Below are 13,622 nucleotides of genomic sequence, written 5' to 3'. Positions count from 1 at the left end.
TCGCCATACCGCTCGGTATGGCGAACGGTAGGATCACCGCGCCATGGGAATGAATGCTCACTACACCAGTTTCGTCGCGGTCGGCGACAGCTTCACCGAGGGGATGTCCGACGGGCTCCCGGACGGCTCGTACCGCGGCTGGGCCGATCTGCTCGCCGCCCGGCTGGCGGCCGCCGCGCCCGGTTTCCGGTACGCCAATCTCGCGGTGCGCGGCAAGCTCATCGGGCAGATCGCCGACGAGCAGTGCGGGCCGGCCGCCTCGATGGGCGCCGATCTGGTCACGCTGGTCGGCGGGCTCAATGACGTTCTGCGCGCGCGGTGCGACGTGGACCGGGTGTGCGCGCGGTTCGAGGAGGCCGCGGCCCTGCTGGCGCGGGGCGGCGGGCGGCTGGTGCTGATGCGCAGTCCGGGACGGCAGGGGCCGGTGCTGGAGCGCTTCCGGCCGCGGATGGAGCAGCTGTTCGCACGGATCGACGAGACGGCCGCGCGGCACGGTGCGGTGGTCGTCGACCTGTATGCGTCGCGGGCGCTGTCCGACCCGCGGATGTGGGCCGATGACCGGCTGCACCTGAACGCCGAGGGGCACCTCAGGGTGGCGGAGGCCGTCTGGCAGGCGCTCGGACTGCCCGCCGCGTCGGACTGGGACGCACCGCTGCCGGCCGCCCCACCGCCGGGCTGGGGTGCGCGGCGGGCCGGGGATCTGCGCTTCGCGCGCGAGCATCTGGTGCCGTGGATAGGACGGCGGCTCACCGGCCGCTCCTCCGGCGACGGCCGGACAGGCGCCCAGTTCAGCGCTGAGCTGGGCAAAGCCTTCTGGGTCACCCCTGCGGACCACACAAACCCCGGCCTTGTGACGGACTGGCGACAGGTGGGGCCCTAGTGTCCTGCGTTCGGGGACGTTCGGGGCAGTGTCACGGATCGTGATGCTTCGGGATGCGGTGGTGACAGCCGGATGCCGGCTTGGGCTGACCCACACTCAATCAGGTGGAGGGAAGAACCAGTCGCGGCGGCCGTGGGCGACGAGCGTGGGGACCTCGACAGCTCCCACCGCAAGGTCCGCGCCCGCGTCGAGCACGCCTTCGCCCGCATGAAGACCTGGAACATCATGAGCGATTACCGTCTCAAGGGAGACGACGTACACCACGCCATGCTCGGCATCACACGCCTGCACAACCTCACCCTCGCCGGGTGACGGAGAAACGATCAGGTCACCCGCGATGCCGTAGATCATTTACGGGATAACGCTTTGCGCCGTAGCAACGGGCGGATGCGGCGTAGCCGGCAGGTTTCAACCCGGAGCCGTCCATGGCGGTGGCAGCCCTGCACTGCGGATATGCAGGGCAGCCACCGCCGTGCAACTCACGGCGAGACCGTGTCGCGATAACGGTCGAATACTGCGTCCCGCTCCCACTCCCAGGTCCAGTCCGAGTCCCGACGGTGGAACTCAGTAACGGCCAGGTCGAAGAACTGGCCGGACGGCTTCCGGCTGGATCCATTGACTCCCAGTCCGCCCAGACGAGGTTCATGGACACGCCGTGGCATTGTGGGCGGCGATGTCGTCCTTGGTGGGCCAGAAGGGCGGCTGGACGCCCTTGCTGCGGTAGTCGGACCGCGTCGGGTACGGCAGTGGAGCCGCCTGGGCACCAGCAGTGGCGTCATCATGCGCAGCAACCTGGCGGATCGAAACGGATGTCGTGCCACGCCCTCGTGCACCTTGCTCGGTTGCCCTCGAAGCTCGTCCGTTGCTGCCTGGGCCGCGGGGCACCCGTCGAGCGTCTGCAGCAGGTCGGCGTGCGATCGGGGCGTACGGCCGCGGCATACCGTCGCCCCGTGCAGTGGCCGACGGTGTAGTTGCCGACGGTGGCCTCCGGTCGGTTCAGCGGACGAAGTCGACCTCCGGGTAATGGCGCGAGGGGCCGTCGAGGAGGCTGCTGTGCTGGTGGCGCAGGTGCTTGTCGAAGAAGGCGGCGACATAGGTGCGTTGGACCTCGATGGAGCGGTTGGGGTCGATCGTGCCGAGTGCCTGCTGCATTACTTCCGGGGTTATCCCGAATGCGCCCGGCGCCTGGGGGAACAGGACCTGGTTGTCGACGAAGGAGTTGTGCCCGGAGCCGCGCAGCTTCAGGTCGAGCCGCTCTCCGTGCAGGTTTTCCCAGAGCCGCGCCCAGCTCGGGTCGGTGTTGCGGTTGTGGTGCTCGGAACTGAACAGCATGTAGGGGCGGTCGAGCCGCTGGTGTTCCGACCGGCCGAAGAGCTGGCCGTCCAGGTTCACGCCGGCGTCGATCCTGGAGTCCGCGTGCATGGCGGCGGCCACTGATCCGCCGCCGAGGGAAGCGCCGAACATCCCGATGTGCTTCGTGCTCACGGCCTGGGTCAGCCCGTGGGGGAGCGGCTTGTGTTCCACGTCCGGGTTGTGGCCGCGGGCGATCTCGGCCAGCTGGTTGATGACGAAGTGGCTGTCCGCCGCCCGGACGTCGATCAAGTCGCGCGATTTGGTGCCTGGCGGCAGCATGCTCACCTCATGTCGCCCGCCGGGGAACACCACATCGCCGGTGTCGTGGGTGTGGTCGATGGTGACGACCAAGTAGCCGCGGCTGGCCAGGTCCTGAACCAGTGCCGTACCCGTCGCACGGTTCCCACGCCCGCCGGGCGAGTACAGCAGCACCGGCAGCTTGCCGTCCTTGCGGGCGACCGGGGCGCCGGTGTGCCCGGCCGTGGTGGGCAGGGTCACCCCGCCCGGCAGCACCTGCTGGCTGTTGGGGAGGAGTGCGGCGGGGTACTGGCTCGTGTTCGTCGCCGGGTACCACAGCGAGACCATCAGCTCGCGTTGCTGTCCGGGCACCCACGGATCCATGCGGGACGAGTCGCGCAGGTGGAGGTCGACCGTCCCGACGCGATGGCGACCGGTCGGAGCAGGGAGAGTCAGCTGGCCCGGGGCTTGGGGCGGTTCCACGGCCGCTTCCGTGTCCGCGGACGCCGCTGTGTCCAAGGCCGCCGCCGCGGCCATGGGCGCATGGGCGGTCTTCTCCGCGGCGGTGGCCGGCGCGATCCCGGCGCCCAGGGCGAGGGTCAGTAGTCCTGTGGTGCCGGCGACCCGGGTGCGCAACCGGCTGTGGCGCCTTCGTGCGTGCTTCATGGGCAGCCCCCCTCCATGGTGGTGATCGACACGTGATCAGCGATCGGCTGGCGGTCATCGTATATGCAGTTTTGCCGTGGCCCGACCAACCCACTTGATAGTGCGGGGAGTTATCCACGGCGGTGGGTGAGGTGAGCGCTCATGACGCGTCCGGAATTGCGCGGTGTCGGCTTCGTACACCGCCCGTCGCCGGGCCCCTGTGACCGGCCTTTTGCGCTGGACCCCAATGCGCTGGGCGCTGCCTGTCGGCGCTGGTGGTGCATGCCACCGAGTTGAGCAACGTGGAGTGTCCGTGCGGGATGCGCGAAGGGGAAATCCCCTGGTGCGGCCGGTGACAGTTGTCGGCGCCGGGCCACTCGGTATCCCCGGGCAACCAGTTGCAGCAGCAAGGCCCAAGCCGGGGGAGGCCGGACGCGCACGACCGTTTCGTTGCCTCAGTGCGTTGACTGAAGGAGCGTCAGCCCCGGCCAGCACGCCTCTGCGAAAGGTGGCTGGTTCACGCCCTCGCATGGTGGTGGCCATCGGATCCAGGTTTGCTTCGACTTTGCTCACCGCTTTCACTGAGCGCTTTTATTACGCGGCAGTTCGTAACTGCTGACCGAGACGACCGCCCCCTGTGGAATTGCGTATTTTCTCGGGAAGGGGCAGTTTCGGTGGCTGCCTTCGGCCGCAACCGCGACTGTGCGTGAGGGATCGAATGCAGACGGGGAACGAAGGGGCAAACGACCCTGTCGGCTGTTGCGTGGGAAATTCCGGACGCCGGGACGAGGTCGAGACCGTGTAAGCGGCCGCTTCTCAGGGCGAGTTGAGCCAAGAGCCGTATGGGACCGGCATAGAGGGCACAGAACGAACACCCTTGTGATTATCCTGTGTTCCCAGTATTCATACTGGTTGAGTTGCCGCACGGCCATTCCCCACATTCCGAGAGGACGCTGTCCTGCACGCCGTTGCCCGCGCACCCCGTCCGCACCGCACCCGACGCCGCGCCGACATGCCCATGCTCGGAGGCGTCCGCCCACCGATCGCCGCACTGCTCTGCGGCCTGCTGGCCGTTTCCGCGTTGACCGCTCTTGGTCTCGGTACCGTTCACGAACAGGATGTGCCCCAGGCCCTGAGCGACGCGGAACGCCAGATCGCCCAGGATGCCGCCGACTCGGTCGGGACCTCCATCAACGCAAGTGCCAGGGCCGTGCGCCGCTCTGCGGCGTCGGCCACACCCGCCGGCAGCAGCAAACCGGCGACAGTTCTGCGGTCCCTTCTCCCCGCCGGGCACCCTGCGGCGGGCGGTGTGCTGCTCGACCCGCGCACCGGCAAACCGCTGGCGGCCAGCGGGGAGAAGGTGCCGCTGACCGGGGTGGATGCGAAGGATCTGGCGCGGCCCGATACCGGCAACATCGCGCCCCGGGTGGTCGCTTCCGGCACTGGCGCACCGCGGCTGTTGCTCTTCGCCCGGGTGAACGTCCCCGTCGCGGACCGCAAGCAGGACGAGAACCAGGATCAGGCGGGGGACCTGAGAGGGAATCAGGACGCGGAGGAACGCGGACTCCTGTTTGTCGTCTCCGAAAAGGTCGCTGCTCCAGCGGTGTACGGAGCGGGGCGCACCGGACAACTGGTGGACCGGAACGGCAAGGTGTGTGCTTCCGCCCCCACCACCGGCGCGACCCTGGCGGCCGCTACCGGCCACCGCACGCTGCCTGCCGCTGCGGCGAACGCCGCGAACACCGGCGTTCCCACCGGCGACGTCTCGGGCAGCGTGCTCGGTGACGGTCACCACGGGCTGCGCAGGGTCACGGGGTGGGCCTCGGTCGCCGCGGCGGACGGCAAGGACGACGCCTCCGGCCTGGGACTGACCGTCCTGACGGCCCGGGAGGTGGCTCCGGCGAAGACGGGAGCCGACCACATGTGGTTCGCCCTGGTGGCCGCGGGTGTGCTGGTGGTGATCGCCGTGCTGGTCACCCTGGTGCTGTGGGGCACGATGCAGCGTCCGCTGCTGCGGCTGCATCTGTCCGCCGCCCGGCTGGCCAGGGGTGTCGGCGAAGTGCCGGAGGAGCGTGCGGAGTTGGCGCGGCCGGTGCCGGCTCTCGGGTTCGGCGAGCCCGGCAGGGCCGGCCGGGCGCTGGAGTCGATACGCCGCCAACTGCTCGGCGAGACGGGGCCGGAGCCGGAGCAGGAGGTGCGGCGCCGTCCCGGCGTCCGGGCGCTGGTGCTCGTCTGCGCCCTCGTGATCGCCGTGTGGGGGGTGCCGCTACTGTTCCTGCTCAACCGGGTACCGGCGGCCAAGGCCGTACCGGCAGCCGCCGTCGCCGATCAACAGGCACGCACCGAGGCCGCCGCCGACCGGGTGCAGCGGTCCCTCGGCGGGAGCCGCACCGACCTCGCGGCGGCGGCGTCGGCCCTCTCCGGTGCGTCACGCGAGCGGGCGGCGGAGGTGCTGCGGCGCGAACGCGCCGACCACCCCACGTTCCGGTCGCTGTATGTGCTGGACCGCACCGGTGCCCTCGTGCAGCAGGTGGGCAAGCCGCCGGTGCGCACCCTCGTCCCGCCGACCGGCGAGGGGATCACCCAGGTCAACACGTCGGGCAAGATCCCGGCGATCGCCGCCTACGCCCGGATCCCGGCGCCCGGGAAGGCCAAGGGCGCCAAGAAGGCCGAGGACACCGCCCCGGCTGTCGTCGTCGCGGAGATCGGCGTGGACGCGTTGGACGACCTGGTTTCCCGGCCCGGGCTCGGCAGCGTGTGGCTGACCGACGAGCGCCACAGAGTGCTTGCGGCGAGCGTCGGCTTTGAAGCCTTCCAGTCCCTTCCCAGCCGGCGCCTCACCCGTCTGGTGGCGAAGACCGACGCGGCCCCCGGCGGCGCGGGCAAGTCGGCATCGGCCGTACTGCACGCGGGGACCTCCCCGGGCGAGGGCCTGTCGGTCGCGGCCGCCGCGCCACTGGCACAGAAGGGGCCTGCCGCCGGACTCGGCTGGCGGGTGGTCTCCGCCGAGCCGGCCGCGGCGCTCAAACTGGCGGCATATCAGGTCCAGGCACGCACCATGCTGGCCGGACTGCTCGCCCTGACCGCGGGCGGCGCCTGCCTGGGCTGGCTGCACATCGTGGTGGTCAGACCGCTGCGCACGCTCACCGGATGCGCGGAACGGCTGGCCGCCGGTGACCGCCGCACCGTGCTGTTCCCGGTCCACCACGACGAGTGCGGTTCGGTCACCCGCAGTCTGGAACTGCTCCGGCAGGCGCTGGTGGAGCGGGACCGTGGCGCGGGATCCGGTCTGGCCGCTGTCCCTGCCCCCTCGTTCCAGTGCGGCAGCGCACCGTAGTGAAGGATCGACCGACGTGCTTTTCCTCTATGTTGTCCTGCTGCTGAGCTGTGCCGTGCTGCTGGTCGCCGGCGTGCTGGAGCAGCGGCGCCACTACGCCGCGCTGGCGCAGATACCCACCCGGGTGCTGGTCAACGGCATTCGCGGCAAGAGCTCGATCACCCGGCTGTGCGCGGGGGCGCTGCGCGGCGGCGGTCTGGTCACCGTGGCCAAGACCACCGGCACCGCTGCCCGGTTCATCCACCCGGACGCCACCGAGGAGCCGGTGTACCGGAAGTTCGGCATCGCGAACGTCGTCGAGCAGATCGGCATCGTCCGGCGCGCGGCGGCGTACCGGCCGCACGCCCTGGTGATCGAGTGCATGGCGGTGATGCCCGCGCTGCAGGAGGTCAACCAGGAGAAGCTGATCCGCTCCACCATCGGCGTGCTGTGCAACGTGCGCGAGGACCACCTCGCCGAAATGGGGCCGACGCTGGACGATGTCGCCCGCTCGCTGTCCCGGTCGATGCCGTTCGACGGGGTCTGCGTCACCGCCGAGCAGGAGCGGCTGCACATCCTCGAAGAGGAGGCGGACAAGCGGCGGTGCCGGCTGATCGCCGTCGATCCGGAGTCGGTCACCGACGAGGAGCTGCGCGAGTTCAGTTGGTTCACGTTCAAGGAGAACGTCGCCATCGCGCTGGCCGTGGCCGAACTGCTCGGTGTGGACCGGGCCACCGCCCTGCGCGGTATGCGGGAGGCGCCGCCGGACCCCGGCGTGCTCTCCGTCGAGCGCTACCGCACACCGGACGGCAAGCGGCTGCGCTTCGCCAATGTCTTCGCCGCGAACGACCCCGAGTCGACGTTGATGAACGTCCGTCAGCTGGAGGAACTCGGGGCGATCCGCCGCCCGCTGAACCTCGTCATCAACTGCCGCCCGGACCGGGTGGAACGCAATGGGCAGATGGGAGCGATCGTCCCCGACCTGGCCCCCGAGACGGTCTTCCTCATCGGGCACCCCACCAAGAGTGCCCGCGACGGCATCCCGCCGGGCTCGCCGGGACGGGTGGTGGACCTGGGCGGCGACCGGCGCGACGCGCAGGAGCTGACCCACGCCGTCCTCGCCGAACTGGCCCCGGATTCCTCGCTGGTGGCCGTCGGCAATATCCACGGCCAGGGCGAACTCCTCCTGGACCACCTCGGCAAGCTGCCCCCGGACCACACCGACGAGCCGCTTCCGGTCGCGCACCCGCCCGAGGCGGAGCCGTACAGCTGGGTGGGGTCGATGAACGGCCCGACGTCCGGCGCACACGCCCAAGGCCCCTCCTCCGCCCATGCCGATGCCCCTGCCGACGCCCGGTACGAAACCGCAAGGAACCCGCTGTGATCCCCGTCATCGTCACTCCGCAGACCGCCGCACTGGGGATCGCCCTCGGACTGCTCTTCTCGCTGATCTGCTATCTGACCACCAACCTCTCCCCCGGCGGCATGATCACCCCCGGCTGGCTGGCACTGACCCTGGTCACCGATGTGGTCCGGGCCGCGATGATGATCGGCGTCACGGCCCTCACCCTCGCCGCGACCAAGCTCCTCCAGCGTCATGTGATCCTTTACGGAAAGCGGCTGTTCGCCGCCGTGGTGCTGTCCGCCGTACTGCTCCAGACCACGGTGATGCTCGCCCTCCAGCACGAGTTCCCGCTCCTGTACACCGCGCAGACCCTGGGCTTCATCGTGCCCGGCCTGATCGCCTATCAGCTGGTCCGCCAGCCATTGGCGGCCACCGTGGTCTCCACCACGGCGGTGACCCTCGGCACGTACGTGGTGCTGGTCGCCGGGCTGCTGCTGGGGGCCCTGCCCGTCGGCTGATCTTGGGGACACCCCCTAGCCGCACGCATCCGCCGTACCCGTCCGCACGTCGAGGAGGTCACATGGGCACCCGCCCCACCCCGTCCGGCAGGCCCAGTCGCCGCCAGGTCCTGGTCTGTGCCGCCGGTCTGGCCTCCGCCGGAGCGGTCACCGGATACGCCTGGCACCACTTCCGCAGCGGCGCACCGGACAGTGACGCCCCGGTACCGGCCGGCGGCTACCGCTTCGAGCGCCGCGCCGCGCCCGCCCGTACGGTGGTGCGCGCCGCCGACGACCGCGTGCTGGCCACCTTCACCGACGGCGCCCGCACCGCGCTGCTGACCGGCCCGACCCGTACCTGGAGCGAGCCGCGCACCACGCGTGCGGTGGTGCGCAGTGACGCCTGGGTGCGGCTGATGGGCGACGCATGGAGCCAGGGCAAGGAGCGCACCCACTGGTTCCGGGAGTGGTTCCCCAAGGCCCTGGCCGACCGCAGTCCGGACGTCTTCGCCGTGGCCTTCCAGTACGGCGACGGGGCGCCCGATCTGCGCACCGCATCGGGCCTGCGCTACGGCGGCAACGCCCGCTTCGGGCCGCGTGTTCCCGGGCAGTCGGAGACGTCGTTCCATTACCGCGATGAGAAGTCCGACTTCTACGACTACCTCGGCGTTCCCTGGACCTTCCCGGACGGCACCCGCAAGCACCCGGAGAAGGAGCGCTACGGGGCCGTGGACTGCTCCGGCTTCATGCGCCTGGTCTGGGGCTACCGGATGGGCTACCCCATGCACGCCACCAACGACCCGGGGATCGGCCTGCCCCGCCGGGCCTACGCCATCGCCACCCGGGCCCCCGGCGTACTGCTGATCCCGAACACCGGCCGACCGCCTGCCGACTTCAGTCAGCTGCTCCCCGGCGACCTCGTTTTCTTCGCCATCGACATCGGCAGACCGCACGGCATCGACCACTGCGGCATCTACCTGGGGCCGGACACCGAAGGGCGCCCGCGCTTCTACTCCAGCCGCTCGCGGGCCAACGGGCCCACCATGGGCGACTTGGCCGGCCGCGCGACGCTCGACGGCTCCGGCTTCTACGCCCAGGGATTCCGCATGGCCCGCCGCCTGTGAAGCCGACATCCCCAGCCCGCCGCCCCAGGAGAGACCCCGCCATGGCCACCGTCCCCCTCACCCGGGACCCCACCGACCGCCGCGACCGCATCCGCGACATCAGCCGCGCCCTCCGCGCCAAGCTCCGGCAACCCACCCCCCTCAGCCGGGAGTCATACGCCCTGCTGCTGATCCTGGCAGCCGCCGCGGTGCTCTACACCTGGGCCCTCGGGCGTGCCGCGGTGCACCCGTACTACAGCGCGGCCGTGCGGTCGATGGCGGCGGACTGGCACGCCTTCGTCTTCGGCGGGCTCGACCCGAGCGGCTCGATCAGCCTGGACAAAATCCCCGGAGCGCTGTGGCCGCAGGCCCTTTCCGTCCGGGTCCTCGGGCCGTACAACTGGGCGGCGGTACTGCCGCAGGTGCTGGAGGGCCTCCTCGCCGTCTGGGCGCTGCACCGGATCGTGCGTGCCTGGGCCGGGCCGTTGGCAGGGCTGCTGGCCGCGCTGGCGCTCACCCTCACCCCGGTCACCGTCGCGCTCAACCGGCACAACATCCCCGACACCCTGCTCGTCCTGCTGCTGGTCCTGGCGGCGGGGTCGCTGCAGAAGGCCGTCCGTACCGGGAGACTGCTTCCGCTGCTCGTCTGCGGGGCATGGGTGGGACTGGCCTTCCAGGCCAAGATGCTCCAGGCCTGGCTCGTCCTGCCGGTCTTCGCCGCGGTGTACCAGTTCGCAGCGCCCGGCCCTTGGTGGGACCGGGCCCGGCGGGTGCTGCTCGCCGGGTTCACCGCACTCGTCGTCTCCTGCTCCTGGCTGCTGCTGGTCTGGGCCTCCCCCGCCGCGAGCCGTCCCTACCTCGACGGAACCAGCAACAACAACCCCTTCACCCTGGTCTTCGGCTACAACGGGCTGAGCCGCTTCGGCCACGACCCGCACGCGCTGGGCGCCGTCGCCGGCACCACCGCCAGCCGCACCAGCGGGAACACGGGGTGGAGCATGGTGGTCAACCATGACGTGGGCCCGCAGATCGCCTGGCTTCTGCCGCTCGCCGTACTGGCCTTGGCGCTGGGCGTGTGGTGGCGCGCCGGACGACCGCGCACCGACGGGCCGCGGGCCGGGTTCCTGCTCTGGGGCGGCTGGCTGGTGATGCACCTCGTGGTCTTCAGCAACTCCAACGGCAACCACGGCTACTACACGGCCGTACTGGCCCCGGCCCTCGCCGCGCTGACCGGTGGCGGAATCGCGCTCTTCCGGTCCGAGTACCGCGCCGGCGGCCGACGCCGGGCGGCGCTGCCCGTCGCCGTCGGGCTCACGGCACTGTGGGCCGCGGTCATCGACGGCCCGCACAGCGAATTCGCGCCCTGGCTGCTGCCGGTGGTGCTGATGCTCGGCCTGTGCGGGACCGTCGGACTGTGGACCAGCGGGCCCCGCACCACACGAGCGGCCATGCACAGCGCCCTGGCGGCGTCGCTGGCGGCCGTACTCCTCGCCCCGGCCGTCTGGGCCGTCTCCTGCCTGAACCCGCGCTACCCCGGCTCACCGATCGAACCCCTGGCCGGCCCCGTCGGCCCCGGCTTCCACGGTACGCACCATCACCGGGCCAAGGTCCTCCGGAACCCCCTGAACACACCGTCCGCACGGGACACCGCACTGCTGCACTACCTCTCCGCGCACCGTTCCGGGGAGAAGTACCTGCTCGCCACCCAAGCCGCGTACGGCGCCGAGCCCCTGCTGCGCGCCACCCCCCAACCCCTCCTGGTCATGGGCGGCTTCACCGGCCTGACCCCCTATCCGACCGCACCACGGCTCAGGGACCTGGTCTTCGCCCACCAACTGCGCTACGCCCTCCTCACCACGCGCCGACCGTCCACTCCGGCGTCGGTCTGGGTGAAGAAAAGCTGCACCCCCGTCTCCCCAAGCGCCTACGGTCAGATCTCGGACGGAAGCTTCACCCTCTACGACTGCGCTGGAGGCAAATGACCTCCCCCCACGGCGAGTTCCGCGGCCCACACACTCACGAACAGCGACGGCTCCCGTACGCAGGCGGCTGCATCGTCACTCCGCATCCGGGACAGACGACGGCTTCGCACCCTCGCTGATGGGGCGTCACCTACGTCGGCCAGTGCGAGGCCCTCGGCGGGCACCTCCACAGCACAGCGCGCGGAAAGCACTACGGGCCCCAAGCGATAACTACCGAGCGTAGTTCCCTCTGGTCAGCAGGCCGTGCCCTCGCGCCATTTGATCCTGAAGTGGCGCGAGGGAACGGCGCTGCCGACAGCGTTGTGATCATTCAGTCGCGTAACTGGCACTGACCTGCATGACGGAGAGCAGATCTGTCCTGGCGATACGAGGTGCCTACCGATCCGTATCGGCGGGAGCAGCGAGCGGTCGCTCTGCTCGCAGAGTTCATCCAGGCTGCCAGAGCGCCCCTCGGCCGACCCGCGCCGGCGCCGTGCAACGTCACAGCATGTGAGCCAGAACCGGTACCTACTGACAAAGCCACGCGGGAGAGATTGCCCGGCGTGGCGACGTCGTTCAGCGCGGCTCGTCCCCAGGGCTGTACGAGGCCGCGGTCGGCATGGTTCGTGACTACGACTCCGGGGCGGGGACCCGGCCGGGGGGCTCAGGTTCGGCAGTGGGCAGGAAGTTGCCGATAAGAAACTTGTAGATGCCGGCGCCGAGAACGCCGCCGATTAGCGGTCCGACGATGGGCACCCAGAAATACAGGTTGCCCCACTGGTCTCGCCAGGCGCCTCGATAGCCCGTGATGAAGCTGGCGAGTCTGGGGCCGAAGTCGCGTGCCGGGTTGATCGCGTAGCCGGCGTCGGTGCCGAAGGCCATGCCGATGGCGACCACGACCAAGCCGATGATCAAGGGCGCCAAATTGGCGCCGGGCGGCGTGTTCAGCAGGTCGGTGATAGCGAAGATGAGGAGCAGCAGCAGGGCGGTGCCGATCACTTGGTCACGGAAAGCGCCCCACTCGTGGATTCCGGCCGTGGTCGAACCGTTCCCCGGAAGTGTGGAAAAGACGAACTGCGTCTTGATGCTGTGCGTCGGATCAGCCCGAGCCAACACCTCGGTGTAGTTCCAGCGCACCAGCAGTGCGGCGACGAAGGCGCCGGCTGTCTGGGCGAGGGCGTAGGGCGCGACCTTGGCCCACGGGAAGCCCCTGAAGGTGGCCAGGGACAGCGTCACGGCCGGGTTGAGATGGGCGCCGCTGAGGCGGGCCGCGACGTAGACGCCGAGTGTGACGCCCAGCCCCCAGGCCCAGGCGATGCTGTCGTGGTTGCCCAGTCCGCCCTTCGGATCGGTGAGGGCACCTCCCGCTACCACCTGAGCCACGACGCCGCACCCGAAGAGAATGAGGACCATCGTACCGACGAATTCCGCGGACATTTCGCGGAAAATCTGTGGCTTGTGAACCGGTTCGCTCATGGATATCGGCGTCTCCTCGGCAATTCAGAGCTCAGTGTGCCGGCGTCGGACCTTGGGCCTGATCATGATGGGACTGCGGACCTCACGCCACCCGGAGTCCGACTGACAAGGGGTAATCACTCCGACGGAGCCATGCCGTTGCTCCGTCTGAGTTGTCCTGTGACATTCGGTGATTCGGCCCGCGCGCGAGGGGACTCCCGGCCGGGAGCCACGAGATATTGTGCAGAAGCCGGGCAGAACGGTTCGCCGAAACCGCGACGTTTCGACTGGGCAGCGTCAACGTTATCCACCTGACGTGCCGTTCGAGAGGGTCGATCACAGCTGCAAGAGGCAGACTCCGCTATCGGCCGGTGAGCCGCGTCCGCTGCGCGATACCCCTCGCGTCATACCAGCCGGCGGCGCGACCACGACTCCGTTACCGAGCGTTTCGCGAGAGGGAGATTCCCGTGTCTCTACTACTGATGCTGCTGGGCGGATTCAGCGGCGGGGCGCTGCGGTACGGGATGGAGCAGCGCCTTCGGGCGCGCTTCCGGGATCCTACGCACTGGGTTTCGTTCGTCCTCAATTTCGTCGGGTGCTTCCTGTTGGGCGTGCTGGCGGGGTGGGCCTACCTGCATCGGATGACCAGCGGCACGATTCTGCTGGGCGGGGTAGTCACCGCATTCAGCTTCTGCGGCCACGAGGCCAGTCGGTTGCTCGTAAGCGGTCGACTCGGGGGCGCGCTGCTCAACTCCTTGACCGGCTGGTTCATCGGGGTGTCCGCCGCAGCCATGGGGGCCTTTCTCAGCCTCAGTTGAGGCTGCATCCGC

Annotated in this window: 9 protein-coding genes and 1 pseudogene; 8 read left to right on the top strand and 2 right to left on the bottom strand. The window is 69.9% G+C overall.

Going from position 1 to position 13,622, the window contains the following annotated elements; all coding sequences use genetic code 11:
• Positions 1-43 precede the first annotated feature (43 nt).
• Both CFW40_RS33220 and CFW40_RS33215 read left to right on the top strand, forming a co-directional pair.
• On the top strand, positions 44-880 hold the full coding sequence (locus tag CFW40_RS33220) for an SGNH/GDSL hydrolase family protein (protein ID WP_088801433.1): 837 nt from the start codon (positions 44-46) through the stop codon (positions 878-880).
• Positions 881-1,042: 162 nt separating this feature from the next.
• Positions 1,043-1,192: pseudogene (locus CFW40_RS33215) on the top strand (IS5/IS1182 family transposase); the annotation flags it as partial.
• 684 nt (positions 1,193-1,876) lie between these two features.
• Here the strand turns inward: CFW40_RS33215 and CFW40_RS33210 are convergent.
• Positions 1,877-3,136 (bottom strand): hydrolase, encoded by a 1,260-nt coding sequence (locus CFW40_RS33210; protein WP_256331140.1) that lies wholly within the window; start codon positions 3,134-3,136, stop codon positions 1,877-1,879.
• 991 nt (positions 3,137-4,127) lie between these two features.
• On the opposite strand from CFW40_RS33210, the gene CFW40_RS33205 reads away from it, so the two are divergent.
• The 5 genes from CFW40_RS33205 (at position 4,128) to CFW40_RS33185 (ending at position 11,358) form a co-directional block, all read left to right on the top strand.
• Positions 4,128-6,452 carry a cache and HAMP domain-containing protein gene (locus CFW40_RS33205; RefSeq protein WP_088801431.1) on the top strand — a complete coding sequence of 775 codons (2,325 nt, stop codon included), beginning with the start codon at positions 4,128-4,130 and terminating at the stop codon, positions 6,450-6,452.
• A gap of 16 nt (positions 6,453-6,468) precedes the next feature.
• A complete protein-coding gene (pgsB, locus tag CFW40_RS33200; protein WP_088801430.1) occupies positions 6,469-7,815 on the top strand; it encodes a poly-gamma-glutamate synthase PgsB in 1,347 nt (448 codons plus the stop codon).
• A complete protein-coding gene (locus tag CFW40_RS33195; RefSeq protein ID WP_033269075.1) occupies positions 7,812-8,294 on the top strand; it encodes a poly-gamma-glutamate biosynthesis protein PgsC/CapC in 483 nt (160 codons plus the stop codon). Before pgsB ends, CFW40_RS33195 begins: the two co-directional genes overlap by 4 nt.
• A 62-nt stretch (positions 8,295-8,356) precedes the next feature.
• Positions 8,357-9,397: an NlpC/P60 family protein gene (locus CFW40_RS33190; RefSeq protein ID WP_088801429.1), complete on the top strand. Its 1,041-nt coding sequence runs from the start codon at positions 8,357-8,359 to the stop codon at positions 9,395-9,397.
• A 41-nt stretch (positions 9,398-9,438) separates the two neighbouring features.
• Positions 9,439-11,358, top strand: coding sequence for a glycosyltransferase family 39 protein (locus CFW40_RS33185; RefSeq protein WP_088801428.1), 1,920 nt, complete (start codon positions 9,439-9,441; stop codon positions 11,356-11,358).
• Positions 11,359-11,967: 609 nt separating this feature from the next.
• On the opposite strand, the gene CFW40_RS33180 is transcribed toward CFW40_RS33185, so the two are convergent.
• Positions 11,968-12,813: an MIP/aquaporin family protein gene (locus CFW40_RS33180; protein WP_088801427.1), complete on the bottom strand. Its 846-nt coding sequence runs from the start codon at positions 12,811-12,813 to the stop codon at positions 11,968-11,970.
• Positions 12,814-13,259: 446 nt separating this feature from the next.
• Between CFW40_RS33180 and CFW40_RS33175 the strand changes: the two genes are divergently transcribed.
• Positions 13,260-13,610: a CrcB family protein gene (locus tag CFW40_RS33175; RefSeq protein WP_143034514.1), complete on the top strand. Its 351-nt coding sequence runs from the start codon at positions 13,260-13,262 to the stop codon at positions 13,608-13,610.
• The last annotated feature ends 12 nt before the right edge of the window (positions 13,611-13,622 follow it).

The sequence above is a fragment of the Streptomyces sp. 2114.4 genome (assembly GCF_900187385.1).
Lineage (GTDB): Bacteria > Actinomycetota > Actinomycetes > Streptomycetales > Streptomycetaceae > Streptomyces > Streptomyces mooreae.
The sequence above is the reverse complement of the archived record's forward strand: the minus strand, read 5'-3'. Positions and strand labels throughout refer to the sequence as shown.